The sequence below is a fragment of the Vogesella mureinivorans genome, from assembly GCF_007644035.1.
GTDB lineage: Bacteria > Pseudomonadota > Gammaproteobacteria > Burkholderiales > Chromobacteriaceae > Vogesella > Vogesella mureinivorans.
On sequence record NZ_VMTV02000047.1, the window covers coordinates 74500 to 100235 of the forward strand.

At 60.6% G+C, this 25736-nt stretch carries 25 protein-coding genes; 3 read left to right on the plus strand and 22 right to left on the minus strand.

What is annotated here, in order from left to right:
• Nucleotides 1–14: 14 nt before the first annotated feature.
• The 4 genes from ispD to FLQ44_RS01385 are packed head-to-tail and all read right to left on the minus strand — an operon-like array spanning nucleotide 15 to nucleotide 2651.
• On the minus strand, nucleotides 15–695 hold the full coding sequence (ispD, locus tag FLQ44_RS01370; RefSeq protein WP_147692721.1) for a 2-C-methyl-D-erythritol 4-phosphate cytidylyltransferase: 681 nt from the start codon (nucleotides 693–695) through the stop codon (nucleotides 15–17).
• Nucleotides 692–1423: a DNA polymerase III subunit epsilon gene (gene dnaQ / locus FLQ44_RS01375; RefSeq protein ID WP_147692722.1), complete on the minus strand. Its 732-nt coding sequence runs from the start codon at nucleotides 1421–1423 to the stop codon at nucleotides 692–694. Before dnaQ ends, ispD begins: the two co-directional genes overlap by 4 nt.
• A gap of 45 nt (nucleotides 1424–1468) precedes the next feature.
• Nucleotides 1469–1915, minus strand: coding sequence for a ribonuclease HI (gene rnhA, locus FLQ44_RS01380; RefSeq protein WP_017508512.1), 447 nt, complete (start codon nucleotides 1913–1915; stop codon nucleotides 1469–1471).
• Entirely contained in the window at nucleotides 1908–2651 is a 744-nt protein-coding gene (locus tag FLQ44_RS01385) for a methyltransferase domain-containing protein (RefSeq protein WP_170252707.1), read from the minus strand. Before FLQ44_RS01385 ends, rnhA begins: the two co-directional genes overlap by 8 nt.
• A gap of 16 nt (nucleotides 2652–2667) precedes the next feature.
• Between FLQ44_RS01385 and gloB the strand changes: the two genes are divergently transcribed.
• Together gloB and FLQ44_RS01395 are read left to right on the plus strand one after the other, a co-directional pair.
• Nucleotides 2668–3432, plus strand: coding sequence for a hydroxyacylglutathione hydrolase (gene gloB / locus FLQ44_RS01390; protein ID WP_338117446.1), 765 nt, complete (start codon nucleotides 2668–2670; stop codon nucleotides 3430–3432).
• 153 nt (nucleotides 3433–3585) lie between these two features.
• Complete coding sequence (locus tag FLQ44_RS01395; RefSeq protein WP_206208607.1) at nucleotides 3586–5541, plus strand: LysM peptidoglycan-binding domain-containing protein; 1956 nt, start codon at nucleotides 3586–3588, stop codon at nucleotides 5539–5541.
• Between the two features lie 129 nt (nucleotides 5542–5670).
• Here FLQ44_RS01395 and FLQ44_RS01400 read toward each other — a convergent pair whose 3' ends face one another.
• The 15 genes from FLQ44_RS01400 to ndk all read right to left on the minus strand — a co-directional run bounded on the left by FLQ44_RS01400 (nucleotide 5671) and on the right by ndk (nucleotide 20866).
• Nucleotides 5671–6966 (minus strand): adenylosuccinate synthase, encoded by a 1296-nt coding sequence (locus tag FLQ44_RS01400; protein WP_147692724.1) that lies wholly within the window; start codon nucleotides 6964–6966, stop codon nucleotides 5671–5673.
• 31 nt (nucleotides 6967–6997) lie between these two features.
• The gene (locus tag FLQ44_RS01405; RefSeq protein WP_147692725.1) at nucleotides 6998–8149 is read right to left on the minus strand and encodes an ATP phosphoribosyltransferase regulatory subunit; all 1152 of its coding nucleotides are present in this window, start codon (nucleotides 8147–8149) and stop codon (nucleotides 6998–7000) included.
• Between the two features lie 96 nt (nucleotides 8150–8245).
• Nucleotides 8246–9121 (minus strand): protease modulator HflC, encoded by an 876-nt coding sequence (gene hflC / locus FLQ44_RS01410; protein WP_147692726.1) that lies wholly within the window; start codon nucleotides 9119–9121, stop codon nucleotides 8246–8248.
• A 12-nt stretch (nucleotides 9122–9133) separates the two neighbouring features.
• Complete coding sequence (gene hflK / locus FLQ44_RS01415) at nucleotides 9134–10345, minus strand: FtsH protease activity modulator HflK (protein WP_147692727.1); 1212 nt, start codon at nucleotides 10343–10345, stop codon at nucleotides 9134–9136.
• Nucleotides 10332–11468, minus strand: a complete 1137-nt coding sequence (gene hflX, locus FLQ44_RS01420; protein ID WP_147692728.1) for a GTPase HflX — start codon at nucleotides 11466–11468, stop codon at nucleotides 10332–10334. The genes hflK and hflX overlap by 14 nt, the downstream gene beginning before the upstream one ends.
• A 67-nt stretch (nucleotides 11469–11535) precedes the next feature.
• Nucleotides 11536–11793 carry an RNA chaperone Hfq gene (gene hfq, locus FLQ44_RS01425; protein WP_017508502.1) on the minus strand — a complete coding sequence of 86 codons (258 nt, stop codon included), beginning with the start codon at nucleotides 11791–11793 and terminating at the stop codon, nucleotides 11536–11538.
• Between the two features lie 88 nt (nucleotides 11794–11881).
• Nucleotides 11882–13246 carry a ribosome biogenesis GTPase Der gene (gene der, locus FLQ44_RS01430; RefSeq protein ID WP_147692729.1) on the minus strand — a complete coding sequence of 455 codons (1365 nt, stop codon included), beginning with the start codon at nucleotides 13244–13246 and terminating at the stop codon, nucleotides 11882–11884.
• A 10-nt stretch (nucleotides 13247–13256) separates the two neighbouring features.
• Nucleotides 13257–14396 carry an outer membrane protein assembly factor BamB gene (gene bamB / locus FLQ44_RS01435; RefSeq protein WP_147692730.1) on the minus strand — a complete coding sequence of 380 codons (1140 nt, stop codon included), beginning with the start codon at nucleotides 14394–14396 and terminating at the stop codon, nucleotides 13257–13259.
• Nucleotides 14397–14398: 2 nt separating this feature from the next.
• On the minus strand, nucleotides 14399–15031 hold the full coding sequence (locus tag FLQ44_RS01440) for a YfgM family protein (protein WP_147692731.1): 633 nt from the start codon (nucleotides 15029–15031) through the stop codon (nucleotides 14399–14401).
• 16 nt (nucleotides 15032–15047) lie between these two features.
• Nucleotides 15048–16319, minus strand: a complete 1272-nt coding sequence (gene hisS / locus FLQ44_RS01445; RefSeq protein ID WP_147692732.1) for a histidine--tRNA ligase — start codon at nucleotides 16317–16319, stop codon at nucleotides 15048–15050.
• A 56-nt stretch (nucleotides 16320–16375) separates the two neighbouring features.
• A complete protein-coding gene (ispG, locus tag FLQ44_RS01450) occupies nucleotides 16376–17650 on the minus strand; it encodes a flavodoxin-dependent (E)-4-hydroxy-3-methylbut-2-enyl-diphosphate synthase (protein ID WP_147692733.1) in 1275 nt (424 codons plus the stop codon).
• 6 nt (nucleotides 17651–17656) lie between these two features.
• On the minus strand, nucleotides 17657–18499 hold the full coding sequence (locus FLQ44_RS01455) for a RodZ domain-containing protein (protein WP_147692734.1): 843 nt from the start codon (nucleotides 18497–18499) through the stop codon (nucleotides 17657–17659).
• Nucleotides 18500–18521: 22 nt separating this feature from the next.
• A complete protein-coding gene (gene pilW, locus FLQ44_RS01460) occupies nucleotides 18522–19262 on the minus strand; it encodes a type IV pilus biogenesis/stability protein PilW (RefSeq protein WP_147692735.1) in 741 nt (246 codons plus the stop codon).
• Complete coding sequence (rlmN, locus tag FLQ44_RS01465) at nucleotides 19262–20353, minus strand: dual-specificity RNA methyltransferase RlmN (RefSeq protein WP_147692736.1); 1092 nt, start codon at nucleotides 20351–20353, stop codon at nucleotides 19262–19264. Before rlmN ends, pilW begins: the two co-directional genes overlap by 1 nt.
• An 87-nt stretch (nucleotides 20354–20440) precedes the next feature.
• Nucleotides 20441–20866 (minus strand): nucleoside-diphosphate kinase, encoded by a 426-nt coding sequence (gene ndk / locus FLQ44_RS01470; RefSeq protein ID WP_147683833.1) that lies wholly within the window; start codon nucleotides 20864–20866, stop codon nucleotides 20441–20443.
• A 185-nt stretch (nucleotides 20867–21051) separates the two neighbouring features.
• Between ndk and FLQ44_RS01475 the strand changes: the two genes are divergently transcribed.
• Complete coding sequence (locus FLQ44_RS01475) at nucleotides 21052–21912, plus strand: SPOR domain-containing protein (RefSeq protein WP_240801150.1); 861 nt, start codon at nucleotides 21052–21054, stop codon at nucleotides 21910–21912.
• A gap of 70 nt (nucleotides 21913–21982) precedes the next feature.
• Here FLQ44_RS01475 and zapE read toward each other — a convergent pair whose 3' ends face one another.
• The 3 genes from zapE to FLQ44_RS01490 form a co-directional block, all read right to left on the minus strand.
• Nucleotides 21983–23101, minus strand: a complete 1119-nt coding sequence (zapE, locus tag FLQ44_RS01480) for a cell division protein ZapE (RefSeq protein WP_147692738.1) — start codon at nucleotides 23099–23101, stop codon at nucleotides 21983–21985.
• An 83-nt stretch (nucleotides 23102–23184) separates the two neighbouring features.
• On the minus strand, nucleotides 23185–24081 hold the full coding sequence (gene cysM, locus FLQ44_RS01485) for a cysteine synthase CysM (RefSeq protein ID WP_147692739.1): 897 nt from the start codon (nucleotides 24079–24081) through the stop codon (nucleotides 23185–23187).
• A gap of 217 nt (nucleotides 24082–24298) precedes the next feature.
• Nucleotides 24299–25669, minus strand: coding sequence for an esterase-like activity of phytase family protein (locus FLQ44_RS01490; RefSeq protein WP_170252708.1), 1371 nt, complete (start codon nucleotides 25667–25669; stop codon nucleotides 24299–24301).
• Nucleotides 25670–25736: the final 67 nt, after the last annotated feature.

Here is a 25736-nt window from a genome sequence, read left to right on the forward strand (position 1 = left end):
GGCCGCAGCCGATGTCAGGCCTGGCGCGCGGCCAGAATGGCTGCGGCCAGCGCCAGGTCACCCGGCCAGGTCACCTTGAAATTCTGTGCTTCGCCGGCCACCAGCCGTGGCGCATGGCCCAGTAGCTCGATGGCGGAGGCTTCGTCGGTAATGGCGGGGTTGGCCGCATCGTGCAGCGCCTCGGCCAGCAGGCCGGCGCGGAACATTTGCGGGGTTTGTGCCAGCCACAGATTATCGCGCGGCACGGTATCGGCAATGCGGCCAACCTTGCCCAGCTTGACGGTGTCGGCTACCGGCTGCGCCAGAATGCCGCCAATGGCGTCGTCGCCTACTTCGTCCAGCAGACGCTGCAGCGCAGCGGGGCTCAGGCAGCAGCGCGCGGCGTCGTGCACCAGCACCCAGTCGTCCTCGTCGGCGGCGAGCGCCGCCAGGCCGTTGGCCACGCTTTGCGCACGGCTGGCACCGCCCACGCGCAGCACTGCCAGCTTGGCTTGCGGCCAACTATAGCTGTCAAACCATTCGTCGCCAGGGGAGATCACCACCACCACGCGGTCTATGGCGGCACAGCCGCAGAGCACGTTGATGGTATGCGCCAGCAGTGGCTGGCCGTGTAGCAGCTGGTACTGCTTGGGGGTGGCGCTACCAAAACGGCTGCCATGACCGGCGGCCGGTATCAGGGCAATGCGCTGGCTCATGCGGCGGGCTCCGCCGCCGGCGGGTTTTCGATGTTGCGCCACAGGCAGCTGCCTTTGACGCTTTTATCCAGCAGGTCCAGGTAGGCCTGGTGTTCGGCCAGCTCGTCGGCGCTGGGCTGCAGGACGGCCAACGGTTTGCGCTCGAAGGCCATGCGCATGCCGCTGGCGCTGTTGTCGTTTTCGGCCAGGCCGGCGTCCATCAGCAGGCTGTCCTGGCCACGCGTCATCCACAGGTACACTTCGGACAACAGCTCGCAGTCGATCAGCGCGCCGTGGTAGGTACGGTTGCTGCGGTCGATCTCGAAACGGTCGCACAGCGCGTCCAGGCTGTTGCGCTTGCCGGGGAAGCTGTCGCGTGCCATGGCCAGGGTATCGATCACCCCGCCGGCTACCTTGGCGACCGGCAACATGCCCAGGCGCTTGAACTCGGCGTTCATGAAGCCCACGTCAAACGGGGCGTTATGGATGATGAGCTCGGCACCGTCGATAAAATCCACCAGCTGCTGCGCCACCTCGGCAAAACGCGGCTTGCCTTCCAGGCTGGCCAGCGAGATGCCGTGCACGCGCTCGGCGTCCGGGTCGATATCGCGCTCGGGGTGAATGTACAGGTGCAGGCTGCGGCCGGTCAGCTTGCGGCCGTCCATCTCCAGGCCGGCAAATTCGATAATGCGGTGGCCCTGGTTCGGGTCCAGGCCGGTGGTTTCGGTATCAAGAATGATCTGACGCATGATGGGCTTTCGGCTGGCAGCCGCGCAGGCTGCCGGTAACACAGGCTAGCGCAGGCTTTCCACGCCGGCATTAGCCAGCTGGTCGGCGCGCTCGTTGAATTCGTGGCCGGCGTGGCCTTTTACCCAGCGCCACTCCACATGCGGGTGGCCATTACGCAGGGCGTCCAGCTGTTGCCACAGGTCGGCATTTTTAACCGGTTCCTTGCTTGCGGTTTTCCAGCCACGGGTTTTCCAGCCGTGTATCCACTCGGAAATGCCTTTTTGCACGTATTGCGAGTCGGTGTACACCACAATGCGGCACGGGCGCTTCAGTAGCTGCAGGCCCTGTATCACCGCCATCAGCTCCATGCGGTTATTGGTGGTGCCGTGCTCGCCACCGAACAGCTCTTTTTCCTGCCCCTTGTAACGCAGCAGCACGCCCCAGCCACCGGGGCCGGGGTTGCCCTTGCAGGCACCATCGGGGTAAATCTCGACGATAGCGTCGTCACTCATGGCTTGTCTCGTTCGCTTGGGTTCGGTTAATGGGTTGGCGTTCGTTGCCACTGGCTACCGCCAGCGACCTGGCCGGCTTGGCACGCTGCCAGCGCGGCATGATCAGGCGCATGCCACGCTGACGTTTGATGGCCACCACACCATAGGCGCCCGCCAGCTGCGGCCAACAGTATTCGCCGGCTTGCTCCATGAAGCGGCAGCGGGCTAGCCAGTCGGCACGCGCGAAAGGCGGCGAGTATGCCATGAACCGGGTGGCGGTGGTTTCCAGTTGCAACAAAGTCATCCAGTCTTTCAGGCGGCTGATGCCGACAAAGTTGCCACACCAGGGCACACCACTCCGCCGGTACAACAGCCGGCTGGCACCCCATAATGAAAACGGGTTGAAGCCGGTGAGCACCAGCCGGCCTTCGGGTAGCAAAACGCGCTCGGCTTCACGCAGCACCTGGTGCGGCTCGCTGGTAAAATCCAGCGCATGCGGCAGCAGCAGCAAATCCAGGCTTTTGCTGTCAAACGGCAGGTAGGCCGGGTCACACACCACATCGGCCTGGCCATCCATACCGGCATAGCCATGCCAGGGTATGCGGCTGCACGCCAGAAAGTCTTCCGCCCCCAGGCCCAGCTGCACGGCGCGAAAGCCGAAAATATCCGCCACGGCATGGTCGAAAAAAGCCTGCTCGCGGCATAACAGGTCTTGGCCCGGTGCGGTACACGCCAGCCAGTCCGCAAATTCTTCCATTGTTTCGGGATACATCATGGCCGACATGTTTCGCCTCACCCCGGTTAGCGCGTTTACCGACAATTATATCTGGGTTTTGCATGACCACCGCCGCGCCATCGCGGTAGACCCGGGCGATGCAGCGCCGCTGCAAGCCTGGCTCGCGCAGCAGCAATTGCAGCTGGAAGCGGTGTGGGTTACCCACCACCACGCCGACCATATCGGCGGCCTGCCCGCGCTACTGGCCGCCTGGCCGGGGTTGGCTGTGTACGGCCCGCCAGATATTCCGGCAGTCACGCACCCGTGCGGGCAAGGTAGCACAGTTCCTGCCTTTGGCCGCGCCGCGCAGGTGCTGGCCATACCTGGCCATACGGCCAACCATCTAGCCTACTACCTTGCACCTCATCTGCTCTGTGGTGACACCTTGTTTGGTGCCGGCTGCGGGCGGGTATTCGATGGCACCATGACAGACTTGTTCCATTCCCTGCAAAGCTTGGCCGTACTGCCGGCGGACACACTGTGCTACCCCGCGCACGAATACACCCTGTCCAACCTGGCCTTTGCGGCGGCAGTAGAGCCTGGCAACCACGCCATTACCGCCCGGCTACAGCGCGACCAGGCCACCCGTGCGGCCAACTTGCCCACCCTGCCTACCCTGCTGGCCGACGAGCTGGCTACCAACCCCTTTTTGCGCACCACACAGGCGGCAGTAAGCCATGCAGCCCAGCAGCATGCCGGGCAAGAAATCACTCACGAAGAAGGCATTTTTGCCACACTACGACAGTGGAAAAATAACTTTTAGACAAAATTATCAAGCAACTGTAAAAAATCACTAGCCAAGCTGCTTAAAACTCACTAAAAATCAGCAAAAATCAGGGCCTTGAGTATTTTTTATGACTTATTACTTGCTCAAGCCGTGTTAGCATCGCCCGCATAGAGAAAACAGGCCCCGCCCATGAAAAAGCTTACTCCGCTCGCATTGTCGGTCACCCTCGCGCTGTCCCTGCCCATGCTGGCCCATGCCAACAACGCCGCGCCACTAGCCAGCTACCCGGCTAGTAGTGTGGACGACGGCCTGTCCGCAGGCTTGGACATGATGCTGCAGAATACCAGCCCGCTGCGTAATGGCGACAGCGTATGGACCCGTGCGCGCGAAGGCTTCCAGATGACCGAGGTCAACCCGGAGCTGGTACGTCGCCACGAGCGTAACTTTTCAGGCAAGTCGGCTTACTTCAAACGCACCATGGACCGCGGCCGCAAGTACCTGTTTCACATCATGAATGAGGTTGAGCGCCGCGGCATGCCGACCGAAATCGCCTTTCTGCCCGTGGTAGAAAGCGCCTTCGTGCCAGGTGCCAAGTCGCACGTTGGTGCCTCCGGCCTGTGGCAGTTCATGCCCGCCACCGGTCGCCAGTACGGCCTGGAGCAAACCTGGTGGTACGACGGCCGCCGCGATGTCACCGAATCCACCCGCGCTGCGCTGGATTACCTGCAAAACCTGTACAACATGTTTGGCGACTGGAGCCTGGCGCTGGCCGCCTACAACTGGGGCGAAGGCAACCTGTCCCGTGCCATCGCCAAAGTCCGCGCCCGTGGTGAAGTGGAAACCTACGAAAACATCCAGATGCCGGCAGAAACACGCAACTACGTGCCCAAGCTGCTGGCCGTGCGCAACATCATGCTGGAGCCGGAAAAATTTGGCCTGAAGCTGGACCCGTTCCCGAACAAACCCACCTTTGTGGCCACCAGCAATGGCCGCCATATGAACATCGACATTGCGGCCAAGCTGGCCGAGATGCCGGTAGCCGAGTTCAAAGAGCTGAACCCGGCGTTCAACCTGCCGGTGTATGCCCACAAACCAGGCCGACAAATGCTGCTGCCTGCCAACAAACTGCACAAGTTTGAAACCAACCTGGCCAAATGGGACAAACCCCTGTTGACCTGGCAGGTCTTTGTACCGGAAAGCGACACCACCACCGGCGAGCTGGCCAGCCAGTTTGACATGAACCCCAACGAGCTGATTGCCGCCAACAGCCTGAAAGGCAATGCCCTGCCTGCAGGCCGCCCGGTACTGGTAGCGCTACGCAATGACCGCACGGCACCTGCACTGGAAAATACCGACATCCCATCCCCGGCAGCAGAAAACGCCACCTTGGTAGCCTTTGCGGCCAACGCCGGGCCAATGGATGCGCCAAAACAGGCAGCAGAACCCATCAGGCCTAACACACAACCGAATACCATCAAGACAGCCGAAGCCCAACCGCTACGCACGCTGCAAAAAGCCGAGCCTGCCCGCAGCGATGTCAGCCCTACCCGTAGCGAACGCCCCGAGCCCGCGCCGGTACGCGTCGCCACCCGCACCGAGCCTGCCATCGTAGCCAGCCGCAGTGAGCCACGCTTTGAGCCGATTCGCGCCGAGCTGGTAAAGCCAGAGGTGGTAAAAGTGGTGGCCAAGGCCGACACCACCGGTTCGCTGGGTGACAACATCCCGGTGAGCAACCCGGACAAAGTCGTCAGCGCCAGTGCCAGCCTGCACACCGTGGCCCCTGGCGACACGCTGTACAATATTTCCCGTCGCTACAGCATGAGCGTTGCCGACCTGCGCAACCTGAACAGCCTGCAGGACGACACCGTCAAGCTAGGCCAGGTGCTGAAAGTAATTGGTACCAGCAGCACCGCCGTGGCCAGCGCCACCGACAGCAGTGCGCTGCGCCCGGCATCCTACAGCCGCCCGGCAGCCGCCTCGGCTGCCGTGGCGGTGGACTACATCGTGCAACGCGGCGATACCGTATTCAGCATTGCCCGCAAGTTTGGCGTAGCGCATACCGACATCCTGCGCTGGAACAACCCGGAACAGCTGGCCAATCTGCAGCCGGGCCAGAAATTACGCGTGCAGAATAGCGGCCTCTGATCGCCGCCTGCCATGCTGGAAAGCCCCTTGCACAAGCAAGGGGCTTTTGTTTGCCGGCAAATAAAAAGCCCGTCACATGGACGGGCTTTTTGCTACACCACGCCGGCAAACGCCGGCGGTATCAGGCCATTACAGGCCAAACGGGTGGCGCAGTACGATGGTTTCTTCGCGATCCGGGCCGGTAGACACGATATCGATCGGCGCACCGCATACTTCTTCGATGCGCTTCAGGTAGGCTTGGGCATTCGCTGGCAGGTCTTCCCAACGCTTGACACCCACGGAGCTATCGCTCCAGCCTGGCATGGTTTCGTAGATCGGCTCGCAACGGGTCACGGCATCGGAACCGAATGGCAGAATGTCGACCACTTCGCCGTTCAGCTTGTAACCTACGCACAGCTTGATTTCTTCCAGGCCGTCCATCACGTCCAGTTTCATCACGCACAGACCGGACACACCGTTGATCTGGATGGAGCGCTTCAGTGCAGCAGCATCAAACCAGCCACAGCGACGCGGGCGGCCGGTAACGGAACCGAACTCGTTACCACGCTTGGCCAGGAAAGCGCCAATGTCGTTTTCCTGCTCGGTAGGGAACGGGCCGGAACCCACGCGGGTAGCGTAGCCCTTCACGATACCCAGCACGTAGTTCAGCATCTGCGGTGCCACGCCAGCGCCTGGTGCAGCAGCGCCAGCCACACAGTTGGACGACGTCACGTACGGGTAGGTACCGTGATCGATATCCAGCAGCGTACCTTGTGCGCCTTCGAACAGGATAGGCACACCGGCTTTGTCCAGGTCGTGCAGGATGCGCGATACGTCAGCCACCATCGGCTTGATGCGCTCGGCCTGCTTCATGGTGTCAGCCAGAATGGTGTCAAAGTCTACCGGTTGGGCGTTGAACAGCTTGGTCAGCAGGAAGTTGTAGTACTCGACGTTTTCTTTCAGCTTGCTCACAAAGCGGTCGGTATCGAACAGGTCGATCACCTTCAGCGCGCGGCGCGCTACCTTGTCTTCGTAGCACGGGCCGATACCACGGCCGGTGGTGCCGATCTTGGCATCGCCTTTGGCGGCTTCGCGGGCCTGGTCCAGTGCAATGTGATACGGCAGGATCAGCGGGCAACCCTCGGCGATTTTCAGGCGGGCCGATGCATTGACACCTGCGGCCTCCAGCTCGTCGATTTCTTTCAGCAGTGCTTCTGGCGACAGTACAACACCGTTGCCGATAAAGCATTCCACGCCATCACGCAGGATGCCGGACGGTACCAGGCGCACCACGGTTTTCTTGCCGTTTACCCACAGGGTATGGCCCGCGTTATGACCGCCCTGAAAACGCACTACCGCACGGGCGTGGTCTGTCAGCCAGTCAACAATCTTGCCCTTGCCCTCGTCACCCCACTGGGTACCGATTACCACGACATTCTTGGACATTGGAAAAAACCTCTTCTCTTCAGAAATCACATTACTTGAAAGGCACAAGCTGCCACTCGCCCGACACCATGACCAGCTCGCGGTCGCAGTTCAGTGCTTCGGCAGATTCGCCCAGATAGTCGATGATGACCCGCTCGCCAGCAGCGCGCAGCTCAGTCACTTTGCTTGTCGCCTGCGGTAACAGGCGGGCCGCCAGCTTGATACCCTGCGCACTGTCTTTCTGCGGCAGGATGCGCACCAGATCGCGCAGATCCAGGCTAAAGCCTGTGGCCGGACGGGCACGGCCAAAGCGGCGGCCAACGTTGTCGTAGCGGCCGCCACGCGCCAGCGCCTCGGACCAGCCGGGGGCGTAGGCTGCAAACATCAGGCCGGTATGGTAGGCATCACCACGCAGCTCGGCCAGGTCAAAGCTGACCTGCACACGGTCACCCACAGCCGCTGCAATGGCGGACAGCTGCATCAGCGCCAGCTCGATTTCCGGCAGCGATGGCAGACGGGTACGGGCTTTGTCCAGCACGCTGGCCGGGCCATACAGCTCAGGCAGGGCCAGGAAGGCACTGCGATACGGCTCGGCTACGCCGGCTACCATCTCGCTGATGGTGGCCACATCTTTGGCTTGCAGGGCGGCAAACAGCTCGCGCCCCTGCTCGGCCGACAAGCCTGCAGCAGCGGCCAGGCCACGGAAAATACCGATATGGCCTACATCCAGCCTCAGCTGGCCCACGCCAACCTGCTGCAGTACATCCAGCATCAGGCTGATGATTTCCACGTCGGCCTCGATACCGGCATAGCCGTACAGCTCGGCCCCCACCTGTAGCGGCTCGCGCGAGCTCATCAGGCCGGACGGGCGGGCATGCACCACGCTACCGGCGTAGCACAGGCGTGTTACGCCGGTGCGGGCAGACAGCAGATGAGCATCGATACGCGCCACCTGCGGGGTGATGTCGGCACGTAGACCCAGCTGACGGCCAGACAGGTGGTCGTCCAGCTTGTAGGTTTTCAGGTCCAGCGTGGCGTCGTCGCTAGACACCAGGGCATCGGCGTACTCCACCAGTGGCGGGAGTACCAGTTCGTAGCCGGACAGGCGAAACAGGTCCAGCATGGCCGACTTTGCGCTTTCTACCTGGCGGGCAGTAGCGGGCAAAATATCGGCAATATGTTCGGGCAGCAGCCAGTTACGCATTGTTTTTTGCACACAAGAAAAGGCGGGATGCGTGATCCCGCCTTGTTTTTATCGCAACCCGGCAGGTGCCGGGCTGTCGCAAGTCACACCATTTTATCAGCGTGGCTTCGGTTGCGCATTCTTGAAATACTTGAAGAATTCTGAACTTGGGTCCAGAACCATCACGTCACTCTTGTTACGGAAGGTTTGTTTGTACGCTTCCATGCTCCGCCAGAAGGCATAAAACTCGGGGTTTTTACCATAAGCCTGCGCATAAATCGCCGCGGCTTTCGCATCGCCTTCGCCCTTGATAGCTTGGGCTTTGCTGTAAGCATCGGCCAGTACTACCTCGCGCTGACGGTCCGCATCGGCGCGGATACGTTCAGCTTCCGCCCCGCCCTCACTACGCAGCTGGTTGGCTACGGTGCGGCGCTCGGAGTTCATGCGCTCATAAACGGAAGTGCTGATTTTATCCGGAAAATCCACGCGCTTTAAGCGGACATCGAGAATTTCCATACCAATCTTCTGCGCATCGACGTTGGCACGCTTGCGCACCAGCTCCATTACCTCGTCACGCTTGCCGGAAATGACATCTGCTACCGTCTTCTGGCCAAACTGGGCACGCAAGCCATCGTTGATGGTCTGACGCAGGCGCTGCACGGCCACGGTCTCGTTACCACCCACGCTCTTGTAGAACTGCTCTACATCGCGTACGCGCCATTTTACAAAGCTATCCACCAGCACATTTTTCTTTTCGCGGGTGTTGAACAGCTCTGGTGCTTCCGGGTCGATGGTCTGGATGCGGCGATCGAAATAACGCACGTTTTGCAGCAGTGGCACTTTGAACTGAATGCCCGGCTCTTTCACCACTCGCACCACTTCACCAAACTGGAACACCATGGCGAACTGGCGCTGGTCTACGGTATACAGCGAGCCAGAGGCCAATAGCAAGGCCCCGGCAACACCCAGTACTACAGGAAAGAAACGATCCATCTTGCTATCCTTTTAGCGGCCACGAACAACGTCGCGCTCTACCGGCGGGCGTGCCATGTTCTGGTTAGGCTGGGCTGCAGCATCAGGAGCCGGCGCTGCCGGGGCAGGCTTGGCCTCGGCGGCTTTATCACTGGCAGTTTGCTGCATCAGTTTGTCCAGCGGCAGGTACAGCAGGTTGCTACCGGCTTTCTGATCTACGTAAACCTTGCTGCTGTTGGTCAGCACTTGCTGCATCATGTCCAGATACAGGCGGTCACGCATCACTTTGGGGGCTTTACTGTACTCGGCCAGCACGCTCTGGAAGCGCGCTGCATCACCCTCGGCAGTGGAAATCACACGCTGGCGATAGCCGTCGGCCTCTTGGGCTAGCCGGGCTGCCAGGCCCTGTGCTTTCGGGATGACGTCGTTAGCGTAAGCCTGGCCTTCGTTACGCAGCTTTTCCTTGTCCTGCCCTGCTTTTACCGCATCATCAAAAGCAGCAATCACCGGCTCCGGCGGCTGCACATCATTGATGTTGACCTTGGCAATGCGCACGCCCATGCCGTAGCGATCCAGAATCTGCTGCATGATGCGCTGGGTATCTACCGCGATCTGGCCACGGCCTTCGTTAAGCACGAAATCCACCTTGTTGCGGCCAACTACTTCGCGAATAGCCGTCTCGGCAGCCTGCTTCACCACATCCTGGGCGCCCTCTTCCAGTGCCAGGTTGTTGAACAGGAATTCACGTGCATCCTTGATGTCGTACTGCACCGAAAGCTGCACATCGATGATGTTCTGGTCTTCGGTGAGCATCAGCGACTCTTCTTCTACCCGGCTCTTGGCCGAGCCGCGATAGCCGATTTCGACGCTACGCACTTCGGTCAGGTTGACGATTTCTACCTGCTCGAACGGATAAGGCGCATGCCATTGCAGGCCGGAATCACTGATGCGGTCAAAGCTACCCAGGCGCAATACGACGCCCTGCTCGCGCGCATCGACCACGTAGAAACCACTGGCCAGCCACAGGCCGCCCAGAATGGCCACAATGCCTGCAGCACCAAACTTCATGCCACGTTCGGAAGGCATGCCGCTATTGCCGCCGCCAAAACCATTATTGTTGCCGGGCTGCGCAGACTTGCCGCCCAGCAGACGCGACAGCTTCTGGTTCAGCTGGCGAAAGATTTCTTCCAGATCTGGCGGGCCGTCATCAGGACGCTTGCCGCGGTTATCGTCATTCTGTGCCATGGTGATCTACTTTTTCTGTGGTTTGCGAGTGAGTCGTTGCCAACGCCCTTTCGGCAATGGCTTCGCGCAGGAGTTCCAGGCCGGCACCAGACAGTGCGGAAACCCGGACACCCTCTACCGCGCCGTATTCGTCATACAGGATGGCCGGAGGCAAGCCGCGCAGGTCGGTCTTGTTCCACACCATCAGCTGCGGTACGTGATCGGCACCGATTTCTTTCAGGACTTTGTTGACCTCTTCTACCTGGCGCTCCCGCATAGGGTTGGCCGCATCAACCACGTGCAGCAGCAAATCAGCCGAAATGGTTTCTTCCAGCGTGGCGCGAAAAGAGGCCACCAGCGAGTGGGGCAAATCGCGGATGAACCCCACCGTATCCGATAACACGATAGACACATCCGTGTTGATGAACAGGCGGCGGCTGGTGGTATCCAGCGTGGCAAACAGCTGGTCGGCCGCGTAGGCACCGGCCTTGGTCAGACCATTGAACAGCGTGGATTTACCCGCATTGGTATAGCCAACGATAGATACGGAGGGCAAGCCAGAACGATCACGGCTACGGCGCTGGGTTTTGCGCTGCTTTTGCACGGTAGCCAGGCGGTCTTTCAGTGCCTTCACGCGCAAGCCCAGCAGACGACGGTCGGTTTCCAGCTGGGTTTCACCCGGGCCACGCATGCCAACCCCACCCTTTTGCCGCTCCAGGTGAGTCCAGCCGCGTACCAGGCGGGTAGACATATGCGTTAGCTGGGCCAGCTCTACCTGCAGCTTGCCTTCGTGACTGCGTGCACGCTGGGCGAAGATATCCAGAATCAGCGTGACACGGTCTATCACACGGCACTGCAGGATGCGCTCCAGGTTGCGCTCCTGCCCCGGCCCCAGTGCGTGGTTGAAAATGACCACATTGGCATCGGTTGCCTTGACCAGCGCAGCGATTTCTTCCACCTTGCCCTTGCCGGCAAACAGTGCGGCGTCCGGGCGCTGACGCTTACCCTTGATCAAGCCAGTAACGGCAACACCGGCCCCTTTTATCAGCTCCAGGCATTCGCTGACGCCATCTTCATAATCCGCCTCGCCAAAGTCGAGACTTACCAGTACTGCTTGGTCACCAAGATCAGGACGATCAAACACGCAGGGGGACTTTCAATAAAGAAGGCTGACCAGCGTATGCCGGCCAGCCTTGGGGTAAGACTAGGGGTTACGCGTCTTGCGAGTCCGACTTGGCACCGTGGTGCTCGTGCGGGATGTTCACTGGGCGGGCAGGAACCACGGTAGAGATGGCATGCTTGTACACCATCTGGGTTACCGTGTTTTTCAGCAGAACCACGTACTGGTCAAACGACTCGATCTGACCCTGCAGTTTGATGCCGTTCACCAGGTAGATGGATACCGGTACGTGCTCTTTACGCAGGATGTTCAGAAACGGGTCTTGTAACATTTGCCCTTTGGCGCTCATTTTTGTTCTCCGATTCGATGCAGTTTTTGTAATTCAGTACAAGCGAGCTGGTGCTAACAGTCTTTTTAGCATAAAAAATTCCAGCAGACTATTTGAACCCCTTGTGGCGCAGCAAACTTACCTTGGTACCTGTCGCTTCGACCTCAAACGGGTTGCTATTCGATTTGTATTGTACACGCAGCGGCGTACCTTGCAGGTGGAACGCCTTGCGGAACATGCCTTCCAGATAGCGGGTGTAGCTGTCCGGAATCTTGTCCAGCGAGTTACCGTGAATCACGATAATCGGTGGGTTCATACCACCCTGGTGGGCATAACGCAGTTTCGGGCGAACCTGGCCGGCACGTGGTGGTTGCTGGCGCTCGGTGGCCAGCTGCAGGATACGTGTCAGTTTTGGCGTAGGCAGCTTGCTCATGGCCGCTTTGTACGCTTCATCAATAGATTTGAACAAGTCGCCCACACCACGGCCTTGCAGCGCGGAAATATAGTGGAACTTGGCAAAATCCAGGAAACCCAGCTTGCGCAGGATATCTCGTTTGATGGTGTCTTTCTGATGCAGTTCCAGATCTTCCCATTTGTTTACTGCTACCACCAGTGCACGGCCGGCTTCCAGCGCGAAACCGGCGATGGTGGCATCCTGCTCGGAAATATCCAGCTGCGCGTCCAGAACCAGCACCGCCACGTTGGCATCTTCCACAGCCTGGATGGTCTTGATCACCGAGAACTTCTCGATGGCTTCGTTCACCTTGCCGCGGCGGCGCACCCCTGCCGTATCGATAATGGTGTATTTGCGGCCATCGCGCTCAAAATCAATATAGATGCTGTCACGAGTGGTACCGGCCTGGTCGAAAGCGATCACGCGCTCCTCGCCCAGCACGGCATTCACCAAGGTGGATTTGCCCACGTTCGGGCGGCCGATCACCACGAATTTCGGGTGATGGGCTTTTTCTTCTTCCTCGGCTTCCGGGAAGTTTTCCAGCACCAGCTCTACCAGCTCACGCACACCGTCACCGTGCGAGGCGGAAATCGCCAGCGGCTCGCCCAGAGCCAGCTCGTGGAACTCGGCGGCAGCCATGGCGTTGCTCACGCCTTCAGCCTTGTTTACCGCCAGGTAAACGGGCTGATTGGACTGGCGCAGGCGGTTGGCAATGATCTTGTCCTGCGGGGTAAGACCCACGCGGCCATCCACCAGGAAAATGATGGCATCGGCTTCGTCTACGGCCTGCAGGGTTTGCCTGGCCATTTCGAACAGGATGCCTTCGTCCACTACCGGCTCGAAACCGCCGGTATCTACCACCAGGTAGGGCTTGCTGGCACCACGGCCGTGGCCATAGTGACGGTCGCGTGTCAGGCCCGGCTGGTCTGCCACCAGGGCATCACGGCTACGGGTCAGTCGGTTAAAAAGTGTAGATTTGCCCACATTCGGGCGGCCCACCAGGGCAATAGTCGGTTTCATTGTGTACTACTTACTTCGTCAGCGCGGACAGGTTGCCGTTGTTATCCAGCACGTAGGCCACGTCGCCGCTTACCAGCGGGCGTGGCATGGTGCCGTTTACTTTCAGGCTGCTGCGGCCAACTATACGTCCATCAAGGGATGAAAGCAGATGTGCATAGCCTTCACCATCAATTACCAGCAATTGATCGCCCAGCGTTACCGGGGCAGATACATTGCGGTAGCGGAAATCATCCTGTTTCCATAGGTTGCGACCTGAGTCGGCATCAAATGCCCAGATCGCGCCATCTTCTGCCGTCACGAAGACGGTCTTGCCATCGGATACCAGACCACGGCTACTGCTCAGGTCGCGCGCCCACAGCTGCTGGCCACCACGCGAATCGAAGCATGCCACACGGCCCTGATACGCTACTGCGCACACACGGCGGCCATCAAACATGGGCTGGCTGACGACATCGGTAACACGCTCCAGCTCGCTGGCGCCACGGGCATTGGCCACCACAGACTGCCACAGCTGATCGCCACGCTCGGCGGCGTAGGCTGTCACCTTGCCGGCAGCTTCGCCTACCAGCAATACGTCACTGCCTTCGACCTTGATCTGCGGCGTCGTGGCACGCACGGTCAGCGCTGGCTGCGCTTGCCACTGTGTCCATACCTGGCGGCCGGTTTTCAGGTCGAAACCCGACACACGGCCGTCGCCAGCGCGTACTACCAGCACGCGGCCTGCCAGCTGTGGCGGCTCGGCCAACACGCTGGTAAGCGTCTGCTTCCATACCAGCTTGCCATCGGTGCCGCTCAAAGCCAGCAATTCGGCACGATCATTCCCCACAAACAGCAGGCCATCGTCCACAGCCACGCCGGCAACCAGCGCCTGTTTTACATCCAGTGTCAGCAGGGTTTTGCCGGTTTGCGCGTCCAGCTGCTGGATTTTGCCATTAGCACCCGCTACCCACAGCTTACCTTGTTCGATAAACGGGGAAAACAAGCCGCGGCCGGCATCCGGCACACTGGCTTGCCACAGTATCTTTGGCCCCACAGACGCTTGCAGCGGTTTCAGCGGTGTAGGCTGGTAGGCGGATTCGCCCTCAAACCACGACGCGCAGCCACCCAGCGCAGGCAAAAGTGCAGCACACAGCAACAGTCGGCGCATCATGGTTAGCTCCCCAACGAATCAAGTTTGGCCTGGATAAACTCGCGCACAGGGGCCTCCGGTGCGGATTTTGCCAGCGCAGCCTTGTAGGCTTCGCGGGCGCCACCCAGGTCGCCACGGGCTACCAATACATCGGCTTTCAGGTCCAGGAACATGGCATCAAACGCTACCGGGTGTGCCATAGCCAGCTCGGCCAGAGCGACATCGTATTGCTTTTCGTCTAGCAGAACCGCAGCCAGACGCAGACGGGCTACCGCCTGCAGGGTCTCATCCTTGTCGGCATGCTCGATCACCCATTTCAGCTGGCTGCGGGCAACGCCCAGCTCTTTGCTGTCAAATGCCAGCTTGGCAGCCAGCAGGCTACCGTTGGCCGCATAAGCCGACGCTGCGTAGTCTTTTTGCAGGGTGGCCACAGTCGCCTTGGCTTTATCCAGCTGGCCAGCTTGCAGCTGCTGCTCCAGCTGGCCATATACCACGGCGGCCTGCTCGGCCTGGTTTTTCTGGTAGGTTTGCCAGGCTTTATAACCGATAAAGCCCAGGGATACGGCCAGCACGGCGCCGCCGATCAGCTTGCCCCACTGCGCCCAGAAGCCCTTGAGCGCGTCTATCTGTTCTTGTTCCTGCAGGTCGTAAGCCATGCGGCCCCCTTGTAATTTAAGACTTGAAGCGGGAAACAGCGGCGGCCACATCGGCGGCAGCCACGGTTTCCTGAGCAGCCTCGGCACGCAGTGGCTTGACCACCACCTGCGCGTTGGCCACTTCGTTTTCACCAATGATCAGCGCTACAGCGGCGCCACTGCCATCGGCCTTTTTCATTTGCGACTTGAAGCTGCCGTCGCCCATATTCTGCACAACACTGCAGCCTGCAGCACGCAGGGTTTGCGCCAGCTGCATGGCGTAGGCTGCGGCACCCGCACCTTGGTTTACGATAAAGACATCCGCACCACGGCGCGCTGGCAGCAAGCCTTTTTCGGCCAACAGCAGCAAGACACGCTCCATGCCCATGCCAAAACCGATACCCGGTGCCGGTTTACCACCCAGCTGCTCGATCAGGCCATCGTAACGGCCTCCGGCACACACGGTGCCTTGTGCGCCCAGCTCGGTGGTCACCCACTCGAATACCGACAGGTTGTAGTAATCCAGGCCACGCACCAGACGCGGGTTTTCCACGAACGGGATACCCAGCGCGCTGATCATGGCTTTCCAGCCTTCGTAGTGGGCACGCGAGGTGTCGCCCAGGTAGTCGTACAAGCGTGGCGCGTTGTTGGCCATGTCTTGCAGTGCCGGGTTCTTGGTATCCAGCACGCGCAGCGGGTTGGTGTACAGGCGGCGCTTGCCGTCTTCATCCAGTATATCAACGTGCTTTTCCAGGTAGGCAATCAGCGCTTCGCGGTGTGCGGCGCGCTCTTCCTTGTTACCCAGCGAGTTGATTTCCAGCTGCACGCTGCCGGCCAGCCCCAGGCGCTGCCACAGGTCGGCGGTCATGGCGATGATTTCGGCATCGATATCCGGGCCAGCCATGCCCAGTGCTTCTACGCCGATTTGGTGGAACTGGCGATAGCGGCCTTTCTGCGGGCGCTCGTGACGGTACATCGGGCCCATATACCACAGCTTTTGCGTGGTGTTGTACAGCAGGTTATGCTCTACCACCGCGCGCAGGGTGCCGGCAGTACCTTCCGGGCGCAGCGTCAGCGGGTCGCCGTTCAGCCGGTCTTCAAAGGAGTACATTTCCTTTTCAACGATATCGGTGACTTCGCCAATGGAGCGCACAAACAGCGGCGTCGGCTCCACGATGGGGGTACGGATGTTGGCGTAGCCATAGTCGTGCAGCCAGCCGCGCAAAACGGTTTCAAAGTATTCCCACTGCTGCGACTCTGCCGGCAGCACATCATTCATGCCACGCACAGCCTGGATTTTCTGGGCCATTCTCATACTTTCTTTTGCTTGATCATGTGCAGCGGCGGCCAACACTGGCCACCGGCTTAAACCTGTTTGATAGGGATGGTACGCGCCACCACCTCGCGGCGCTTGGCACCACCCACGCCGTAGCGGGTGTGTACGTAGTTTTCCACCAGCGCCTTGAACTCCAGCGCGATATTGTCGCCCTTGAGTGTCACGTCTTTCTGGCCATCCACGTACACCGGTGCCACCGGTACTTCACCGGTACCAGGCAGGCTGATGCCGATATCGGCCAGCTTGGACTCGCCCGGGCCGTTCACCACACAGCCCATCACCGCCACTTTCATGTCTTCCACGCCGGGGTACTGCAGGCGCCAGATAGGCATCTGCTCGCGCAGGAAGGTCTGGATGCTGTCGGCCAGCTCCTGGAAGAAAGTACTGGTGGTACGGCCACAGCCGGGACAGGCGGTGACCAGCGGGGTAAACGAGCGCAAACCCATGGTTTGCAGCAGCTCCTGCGCCACCACCACTTCTTTGGTGCGCGCCTCGCCCGGCTGCGGGGTCAGCGAAATGCGGATGGTATCGCCAATGCCTTCCTGCAGCAGCACGGCCAGGGCGGCGCTGGAGGCCACAATGCCCTTGCTGCCCATGCCAGCCTCGGTCAGGCCCAGGTGCAGCGGAAACTCGCAGCGGCTACCCAGGTCGCGATATACGGTGATCAGGTCTTGTACGTTGCTGACCTTGCACGACAGCAGGATCTGGTTGGCGGGCAGGCCCAGCTCCATGGCCTTGTCGGCGGATTCCAGCGCCGACACAATCAGCGCCTCGCGCATCACCACGTCCAGCGCCTTGGGGTTGGCCGCATGGTTATTGGCGTCCAGCATGCGTGCCAGCAGCACCTGATCCAGGCTGCCCCAGTTCACGCCGATACGTACCGGCTTACCGTATTCGGCAGCGGTGCGGATCAGGTAGGCAAATTTATCGTCGCCTTTGGCACCCTTGCCTACATTACCGGGGTTAATACGGTACTTGCCCAGCGCGCGGGCGCAGTCCGGGTAGTCTTTCAGCAGGCGCTCGCCGTTAAAGTGGAAATCCCCTACCAGCGGCGCCGCACAGCCCATATCGTCCAGACGCTGGCGAATCTCGGCGACGCGTGCGGCTGCCTCGGGGCTGTTTACCGTGATGCGCACCACCTCGGAGCCAGCCTGGGCCAGCTCGAATACCTGCTGTGCCGTGGCAGCGGCGTCGGCGGTATCGGTATTGGTCATCGACTGCACCATCACCGGGTGCTCGGAACCTACCATCACATGGCCTACCGCTACCTGCAGCGTTTTACGGCGTTTGATCGTTGCGTCCATCTGCTATCAGTTCAATTCCAGTTTGGCGGTAGCACCGCGCGTCTTGTCTTTCAGATCTATCACAGCCCCGTCGTAGCTCAACACCACCTGCGGAGCATTGCCGATTTTCAGCTTGAATGGCGGAACGCCGCGCACTTCCTGGCTTTGGCCCGCACGGATCAGGCCGTACACCAGCTTTTTACCGCTGGCATCCACCACCGACACCCAGCTATCGGCACCGGCCTGTACACGCACCGCTTTCTGCCCAGCCTGCGCCACAGGGGCAGAGGCTGGCTTGCTGGCTACCGGTGCCGGTACGGCTGTCACCGCACTCGCCGGGCTGGCCGTCGCCACAGCAGAAGCCACAGGCGCCACCACTACCGCCACGGGGGCACTGGCGGGCTCGCTTTGCGGCGCGCTGGCCAGCGCATCACTGGCCGTCTGGTGCAGCATGGGCACCAGCTCACCCTGCGGTGCGGCGGTTTCTGTACTGCCATCCTGCTGCTGCCAGGCGATCAAGGCCGCCACCACCAGCGCAGGCAGCAGCAGCCACCAAAGCTTGCTACCCATAGCAGGCTGCGCCTCGGCTGCCTGCGGTGGCGGGGCGCGATCTACCGGGCTGGACGGGTACTCTTGCTCCAGCAGCGCCATCAGCGGCGCACTATCCAGCTCCAGAAAACGGGCATAGTTGCGCACAAAGCCACGGACGAAGGTTGCGCCAGGCAAGCGGGCAAAATCGCCAGCCTCCATCCACTCAAGCTGACGCAGGGACAGTTTCAGGCGGTCGGCTACATCGTGCAGACTCAGGCCCCGCTCAACGCGGGCATCACGCAGTTGCTGGCCGATTTGTTGTGCAGCAGAAGAGGTCATATCCTGGGCATACTTCCTGGGATCAGGTCCCGCTCAAGAGCTGTTGGGTTTCTAGGCTATCCGGGTGACGGCTTTTCAGCATGCCAGCCAAGCGTTGCTCGGTGGCCGCGTCTTTCTTGAGCCGCGCCAGCTTGACGCCCAGCAGTAATTCGGCCGGGCCAAAACGCTTTTCGTTGTTACCCAGCCGCTCAAAATAAAATTGTGCCAGCTGCGCATTACCGCCCTGCAACGCCAGGCGCGTCAGCTCGCGCAGCGCCGATGCATCGTTCGGTGCGCGGCGCAGAGCCTCCAGCAGCAGCTGGTTGGCCTCGTCGTTACGGTTCATCTGCCCCAGACAAATTGCCTTGTTGATCAATGCAGTGTGGGGGGCAGAGAAAAACGGGTCGGCCAGCGCCTGATCAAACCGCGCCAGGGCTTCGTCAAAGCGGCGGCGGTTGCACAGGAACAAGCCGTAGTTATTGTTGACTTCCGGGTTGCTGGCTTGAATGGACAGTGCCTTGCGAAAAGATGCCTCGGCCTCGCCATCCACCCGCAGCTGCATGTAGATCAGGGCGCGGGCCAGATAGCCTGCCTGAAAGCTTGGGTCTACCGCAATGGCCTGATCGGCGTTTTCCAGCGCCACGCGCATATTGCCGTAACGCATGTACTCGATGGCCAGCTGGGCACGCATCTCGGCCAGTTCGCGTGGCGGGGCTGCAGCCAACGCCATCTGGGCAGCGCACAGCGCCGCCAGCAAACCAGCCAGGATACGTGTTTTATTCATCAGCCTTTATCCTCTGCGATACGGATCCACTTTTCCTGGCGCCGCGTCTTGTCCTGCACCTGCCCGGCCAGCTGGCCACAGGCAGCATCGATATCATCGCCACGGGTTTTACGCACGGTCACGATAAAGCCGGCTTCCTGCAGGATTTCGCGGAACGCGCGGATGGCGTTATTGCTGGAACGATCGTAGCCGGAGTTCGGAAACGGGTTAAACGGGATCAGGTTGAACTTGCACGGCACATCGCGCACCAGGGCGATCAGCTCGCGAGCATGTTCCGGCCTGTCGTTCACCCCGTCAAGCATCACGTATTCAAAGGTAATGAAATCGCGCGGCGCCTTGACCAGGTAGCGCTGGCAGGCCGCCATCAGCTCTTTCAGCGGGTATTTCTTGTTCAGCGGCACAATCTCGTCGCGGATGCGGTCATTGGACGCGTGCAACGATACCGCCAGCGCTACCGGACAGGCCTCTTTCAGGCGGTCCATCTGCGGCACCATGCCCGAGGTAGACACCGTCACGCGGCGGCGGCTCAAACCGTAGGCGTGGTCGTCCAGCATGATTTGCAGGGCCGATACCACGTTGTCAAAGTTGGCCAGCGGTTCGCCCATGCCCATCATCACCACGTTGGACACCACGCGTTCGTTACGCGGGGTCACGCCCATGGCCTTGTTGGCCCACCACAGCTGGCCAATGATTTCGGCCGTGCTGAGGTTGCGGTTGAAGCCCTGACGGCCGGTAGAGCAGAACGTGCATTCCAGCGCACAGCCTACCTGAGATGATATGCACAAGGTGCCGCGATCATCCTCGGGGATGAATACGGTTTCCACACCATTGCCGGTGCCAACGTCCAGCAGCCACTTGCGGGTACCATCTTCTGATTCCTGCGACACCATCAAGTCCGGTATACCCACCAGCGCGGTGTCGTGCAGCTTGGCACGCAGGCTTTTGGCGATATCGGTCATGGCGTCAAAATCGGCCTCACCCATCTGGTGCATCCAGCGCATGATCTGCTTGGCACGAAAAGGCTTTTCGCCCATTTCGGCAAAGTGTTCAGTCAGCTGGTTCAGGTTGAAGTCGAGCAGGTTGGTCTTCATGTGCATCTCGGATAAAGGCGGCCACCCTTGGGCAGCCGCCGGGTACAACTGGTTCCGCATGCGGCCAGAGTTGGCCGCAAACGGCGATTAGCGTGCGGTTACTTCGGTAGCAGCAAAGAAGTAGGCGATTTCGATCGCTGCGTTTTCCAGGCTGTCGGAACCGTGAACGGCGTTGGCATCGATGGAATCAGCGAAGTCGGCGCGGATGGTACCGGCGTCAGCTTTCTTCGGGTCGGTAGCGCCCATCAGTTCGCGGTTTTTCAGCATGGCGTTTTCGCCTTCCAGCACCTGGATCATCACCGGGCCGGAGATCATGAAGGACACCAGATCGTTGAAGAAAGGACGCTCTTTGTGTACAGCGTAGAAGCCTTCGGCTTCAGCGCGGGACAGCTGTTTCAGCTTGGCGGCAACGATCTTCAGACCGGCGGTTTCGAAACGGTCGTAGATTTTACCGATTACGTTCTTGGCAACGGCGTCCGGCTTGATGATGGACAGAGTGCGTTCGATAGCCATACAAATTCTCCCAGTTTGCAAGTGAAATGGTTACACTTGGCATGCGCATTTCAGGCTTGCCAGTGACCCAATTTTGAGGAACCCGGCATTTTACCAGTGTTCACCAGCGTTTGCTGCACAGAATTTAATCAGCGATGAATCCACCCTCCTCCGATCCGCGCACCACTTCTGATTCCGCAACAGCCATGACCCCCGAGCTGAAAAAACGCCTGGCCATGGCCGCAGGCCTGGTGGCCATTGCCCTGGCTGCCATCCCGGTACTGGACAGCATGTCCGGCAAGAAGCCGGAAACCACGCCCACCAGCGTACCGGTCAGCTCCGGCCGTATCATCAATAAAGAAGCCGCGTCCGAGCCCACCCTGGTGATCGCGCAGCTGCCGGAAAGCAGCGCCCCGGCCGCCGCCAGCACCCCGGCAATAGCCACGCCATCACCCGCTACACCCGACCTTGGCAAGACACCTGCGGCCAACCTGGGGCAGACCAGCCCACTACCTGCTACTGCAGCCCCAGTCACCCCCGCCATGGCCACCGCCACGCCGGCAGGCAAAACCAGCAGCCCGGCCCCCGCACCGGCCAGCAGTAAAGCCACCGCCGTGGCCGCTCCGGTCGCCACACCAGCACCCGCTGCCAAGCCAGCCACAGCGCCAGTAGCGCCCCCTGCTGCCAAAGCAGCCACTACGCCACCCGCACCGGCCGCAGCGCGCAGCAGCGGCAAAACCAGCCCGGTAAACGAGATTGAGCTACCGCCGGCCGCAGCTCCCGCCACGCCACAGGTAGCCAGCAAGGCCCCCATGCCGACACTGCCCGCCGTAAAAGCCGCCCCTGGCGGCGCCTCGCTGGGCTACCAGGTACAGCTGGGCTTGTTCGCCAGCCCGGGCAACGCAGAAAAACTACTGGACGACCTGAAAAAGCGCGGCATCAGCGCCCGCACCGAAACCCGTGTGCAGTTAGGGCCGTTCAATACCCGCGCCGAAGCCGAAGAAGCCATGGCCAAGCTCAAAGCCCTGGGCTACCAGCCACTGCTGGTGCCTGCTGGCGCGCACTAGCGGCCCGCTACCCTGCCCGCAAAAAAGCCGCAGCACACGCTGCGGCTTTTTTGCGGGCTACACCCTGGCATCAGGTCTCGCTCACCCCTTCGCCAATCTTGAAGTTATCCACCAGATGCGGCAGCTCCAGATAGGTGCGCGACTGCATTTCGGTCAGGCGGCTAGCCGTGCGGAAAAATTCGCTGGACTGGGTACCTTCGGTGTAGATCTGCTCCGGCTCCACGGCACACGACGCCACCAGCTTGACGCGATGGTCGTAAAACACGTCAATCAGCCAGGTAAAGCGCCGCGCCATGGCGGCGTCGCGCGCGGCCAGCTTGGGGATATCCGACACAAACACGGTATGGTATTCGCTGGCGATTTCCAGATAGTCGGTCTGCGCACGCGGGCCATCACAAATGGCCAGAAAGTCGAACCAGATCACGCCAGGCACGTGGCGTTTGAGCGTAATCTCCCGCCCCAGCACGCTCAGCATATGGCTTTCTTCCGGCGTTGCCCCCGCCAGGCGCTCGAACATGGCCTGCATCTTCTGCTCGGCCGCTGCGCCTGCCGGCACATGGAACAAGGGCTCGCGCGTGAGCTCGCGCAGGCGGTAGTCGTTGCCGCCATCCACATTCAGCACGTCCAGATTAGCCTTGAGCAGCGCGATGGTGGGCAGGAAATTGCTGCGCATCAGGCCGTTGGGGTACAGGTTGTCCGGCGGGTAGTTCGAGGTCATCACGCAGATGATGCCGTGTGCAAACAGCTCGCTGAACAGCCGGCCCAGAATCATGGCGTCGGCGATATCGCTGACGTGAAACTCGTCAAAACACAGCAGGCGCACGTCTTTGGCAATACGCGCCGCCACGGTTTTCAGCGGGTCGGCTTCGTTGGATACCGTGCGCAGCTGCTTGTGGATTTCGGCCATGAAATGGTGAAAATGCACGCGGCGCTTGCGCTCGTACGGTACACAGCTAAAGAACGCATCCATCAGGAAGCTCTTGCCGCGCCCTACCCCGCCCCAGAAGTACAGGCCACGTGGCACGTCCGGCTTGCGCAGGCTGCGCCCCAGAAAGCGGTTGCGCTTGCCCTTGAAATCGACCAGCGCCTGCCACAGGGCATCCAGCCGCTCGATGGCGGCTGCCTGGGCCGGATCATGGATAAAGCCTTCTTGCTGGCTGGCGGCCTGGTACCAGGCTTGCGGGCTCATGGAGCCATCGCTTGGCGGCGAAAACACGTGTTGGGACATAGTGGTATGGGGTGAAGGTTGGCCGCATGCGGCCAACCCTGCGCTCAGGAAAATAGACCGGTAGAAAGATAACGGTCGCCACGGTCGCAGACAATAGAAACAATCACGGCATTCTGTAATTGCTCATTAAGTCGCAAGGCTACGGCCAGGGCGCCGCCGGACGACGGCCCGGCCAGAATGCCTTCTTCACGCGCCAGGCGGCGGGCGGTGTCCTCGGCGGTTTGCTGATCTACCAGCAGCAGCTCGTCTATGCGCGAGAAGTCGCAGATCTTGGGCAGGTATTCGTCTTCCCACTTGCGGATGCCGGGAATCTGGCTGCCTGGCTGCGGCTGCACGCCAATAATCTGGATGGACGGGTTTTGCTGTTTCAGGTAGGTAGCGGTACCCATGACCGTGCCGGTAGTGCCCATGCTGGACACAAAGTGCGTTACCGTGCCGGCGGTATCACGCCAGATTTCCGGGCCGGTGCCTTCGATGTGCGCCAGCGGGTTATCAGGGTTGCCAAACTGGTCCAGAATGCGGCCAACCCCTGCCGCCTGCAGGCGGCGTGCTTCGTCGATAGCACCGGGCATGGACGCTTCTTTGGGCGTGAGCACCACCTCGGCACCGTAGGCGCGCATGGTATCCACGCGTTCCTGGCTGGCGTTTTCCGGCATCACCAGCATCATCTTGTAGCCCATCATGGTGGCGGCCATGGCCAGCGCAATGCCGGTATTGCCACTGGTGGGCTCGATCAGCGTGTCGCCGGGGCAGATATCGCCGCGCGCTTCGGCATGGCGAATCATGGACAGCGCCGGGCGGTCTTTTACCGAGCCGGCGGGGTTATTACCCTCCAGCTTGACCAGCACCACGTTGCTGCTATTGCCAGGCATGTGCTTCAGGCGCACCAGCGGGGTGTTGCCGACAAAGTCTTCCAGATATTTGAATTCAGGCTGGGTCATCACACTCTCCTCGTTGGCCGCATTATAAAGCGAGGATGGGCAGGATTTGGCATGCCGGGCCAGCCGCAGCGCACACCCAATAAAATTACCTGTTTATTTTCATGAGCTTACAAAAAATCCGCCTTTGTAATATTAAGCTCTGTTCATATAACCGCGCACCACCATAAAAAAGCCCGCCCCGGTCTATGGGGCGGGCTTTCTAGCGGTAAAGACCTGATTACATCAGCTCTTTCAAAGGCTTCTGCAGCGTAATGAGCCACAGCTGGGTGGCCTCGCCATTGGCGGCCACACCCAGGCTGGCACCCGCTTGCGGCTGCCCCTGCTTGTCTACCAGCTTGCCGCCTGCCACACGCAGCTCGTCCAGCTTCATGCTGCTGCCGCGCAGCTCGCTGGCCACGCCAAAGTCGTTATCGTTGATCACCGCCAGCGTGCTGCCGTCCACCAGCGCCAGGCCTTCGCTTTTTTCTGCCGTCCAGCCCAGCGCGCGCAGGTCGATCACGGTTTTCTTGCGTGCCTGCTGCACACCCGCTGCGGCCAACGCGGTGCTATCGCCGTACTCCAGCGCACGGCCATCGGCCAGCTGTTTGCCGCTGATATCGCTGGCGGCGGCCATGTCGATCAGCACGATATCGTTATGCATGCGCTTGTCTTTGTCTTTGCCCTGCTCGATCACGGCAAACAGCGTATCGGACAGCGCCACGATGTCGCCCAGCTTCATGTCGCCGGTTTTCTTGAAGTGTGCCGACACCGGGTAGGCAAACTGGCGCACGGCGCCGGTTTTCGGGTCCAGCTCCACCACACGGGTAAACAGCGCGTCGTTGCGGGTTTTGCCGTCTACGTCCAGCGTGCTCTGCACAATGGCTACCACTTTGCCGGCGGGCGTCACCGCCACCCCTTCAAAGCCACGGTTGGGCTGGCGGGCGGCCAGCTCGGCCGGCAGGCCCTGGCCCGGCGCGTAGCGCTGCAGAATCTCGCCGCTCTTGCCGTCTACCTTCACGATGAAGGGGCCGTATTCGTCCACGATCCACAGGTTGCCTGCTGCATCCACGTCGATACCTTCCGGATCCAGGCCGTTGGCGTCGTAAGGCAAGGCGGCCAACTGTTCGCTCAGGCCCAGCTCACCGCTGGCACCGACCTGCCCCGGCGCGAGCGGGCGGCCGCTGATGGGCTTGCCGTTCTGCTTTAGCGGCAGGCTTTTAATGACTTCGGCTTTGTCGGCCAGCGATACACGCAGCTGGGTGAGGGTGGGGGTGTAATCAGGGGCGGCAAATACCTTGCTGGCACGCTTGCCACCGGCCTCGGCCACGTCTGGCGAATCCACATTGGGGCCACGGTCGGTCAGCGACCAGAACTCCAGCGCCGAGGTGGCTTTCTCGTAACCTTTAAAGCGCAGGCCGGAGCCCACTGCCAGCGGCAAACCTTGCGGGAAGGCCGCCTTGGCTTGGCCGGCGTAGGGCACAAACGGGGCGACAACATCGTAGCGCTCCAGCGCAGCAATGTTCGGCTCGCGGGTTTCCAGCAGGGTAAATGGCTCGGCCAGCGCAGGCAGCGCCGCAGACAGCAACAGGGGCAGGAGCAAACGTTTCATGGTGCATTCCATCAGGCGTAGGGGCGATGCGGCCAACTTATAACAAACAGGTGACAAAACCGTGACA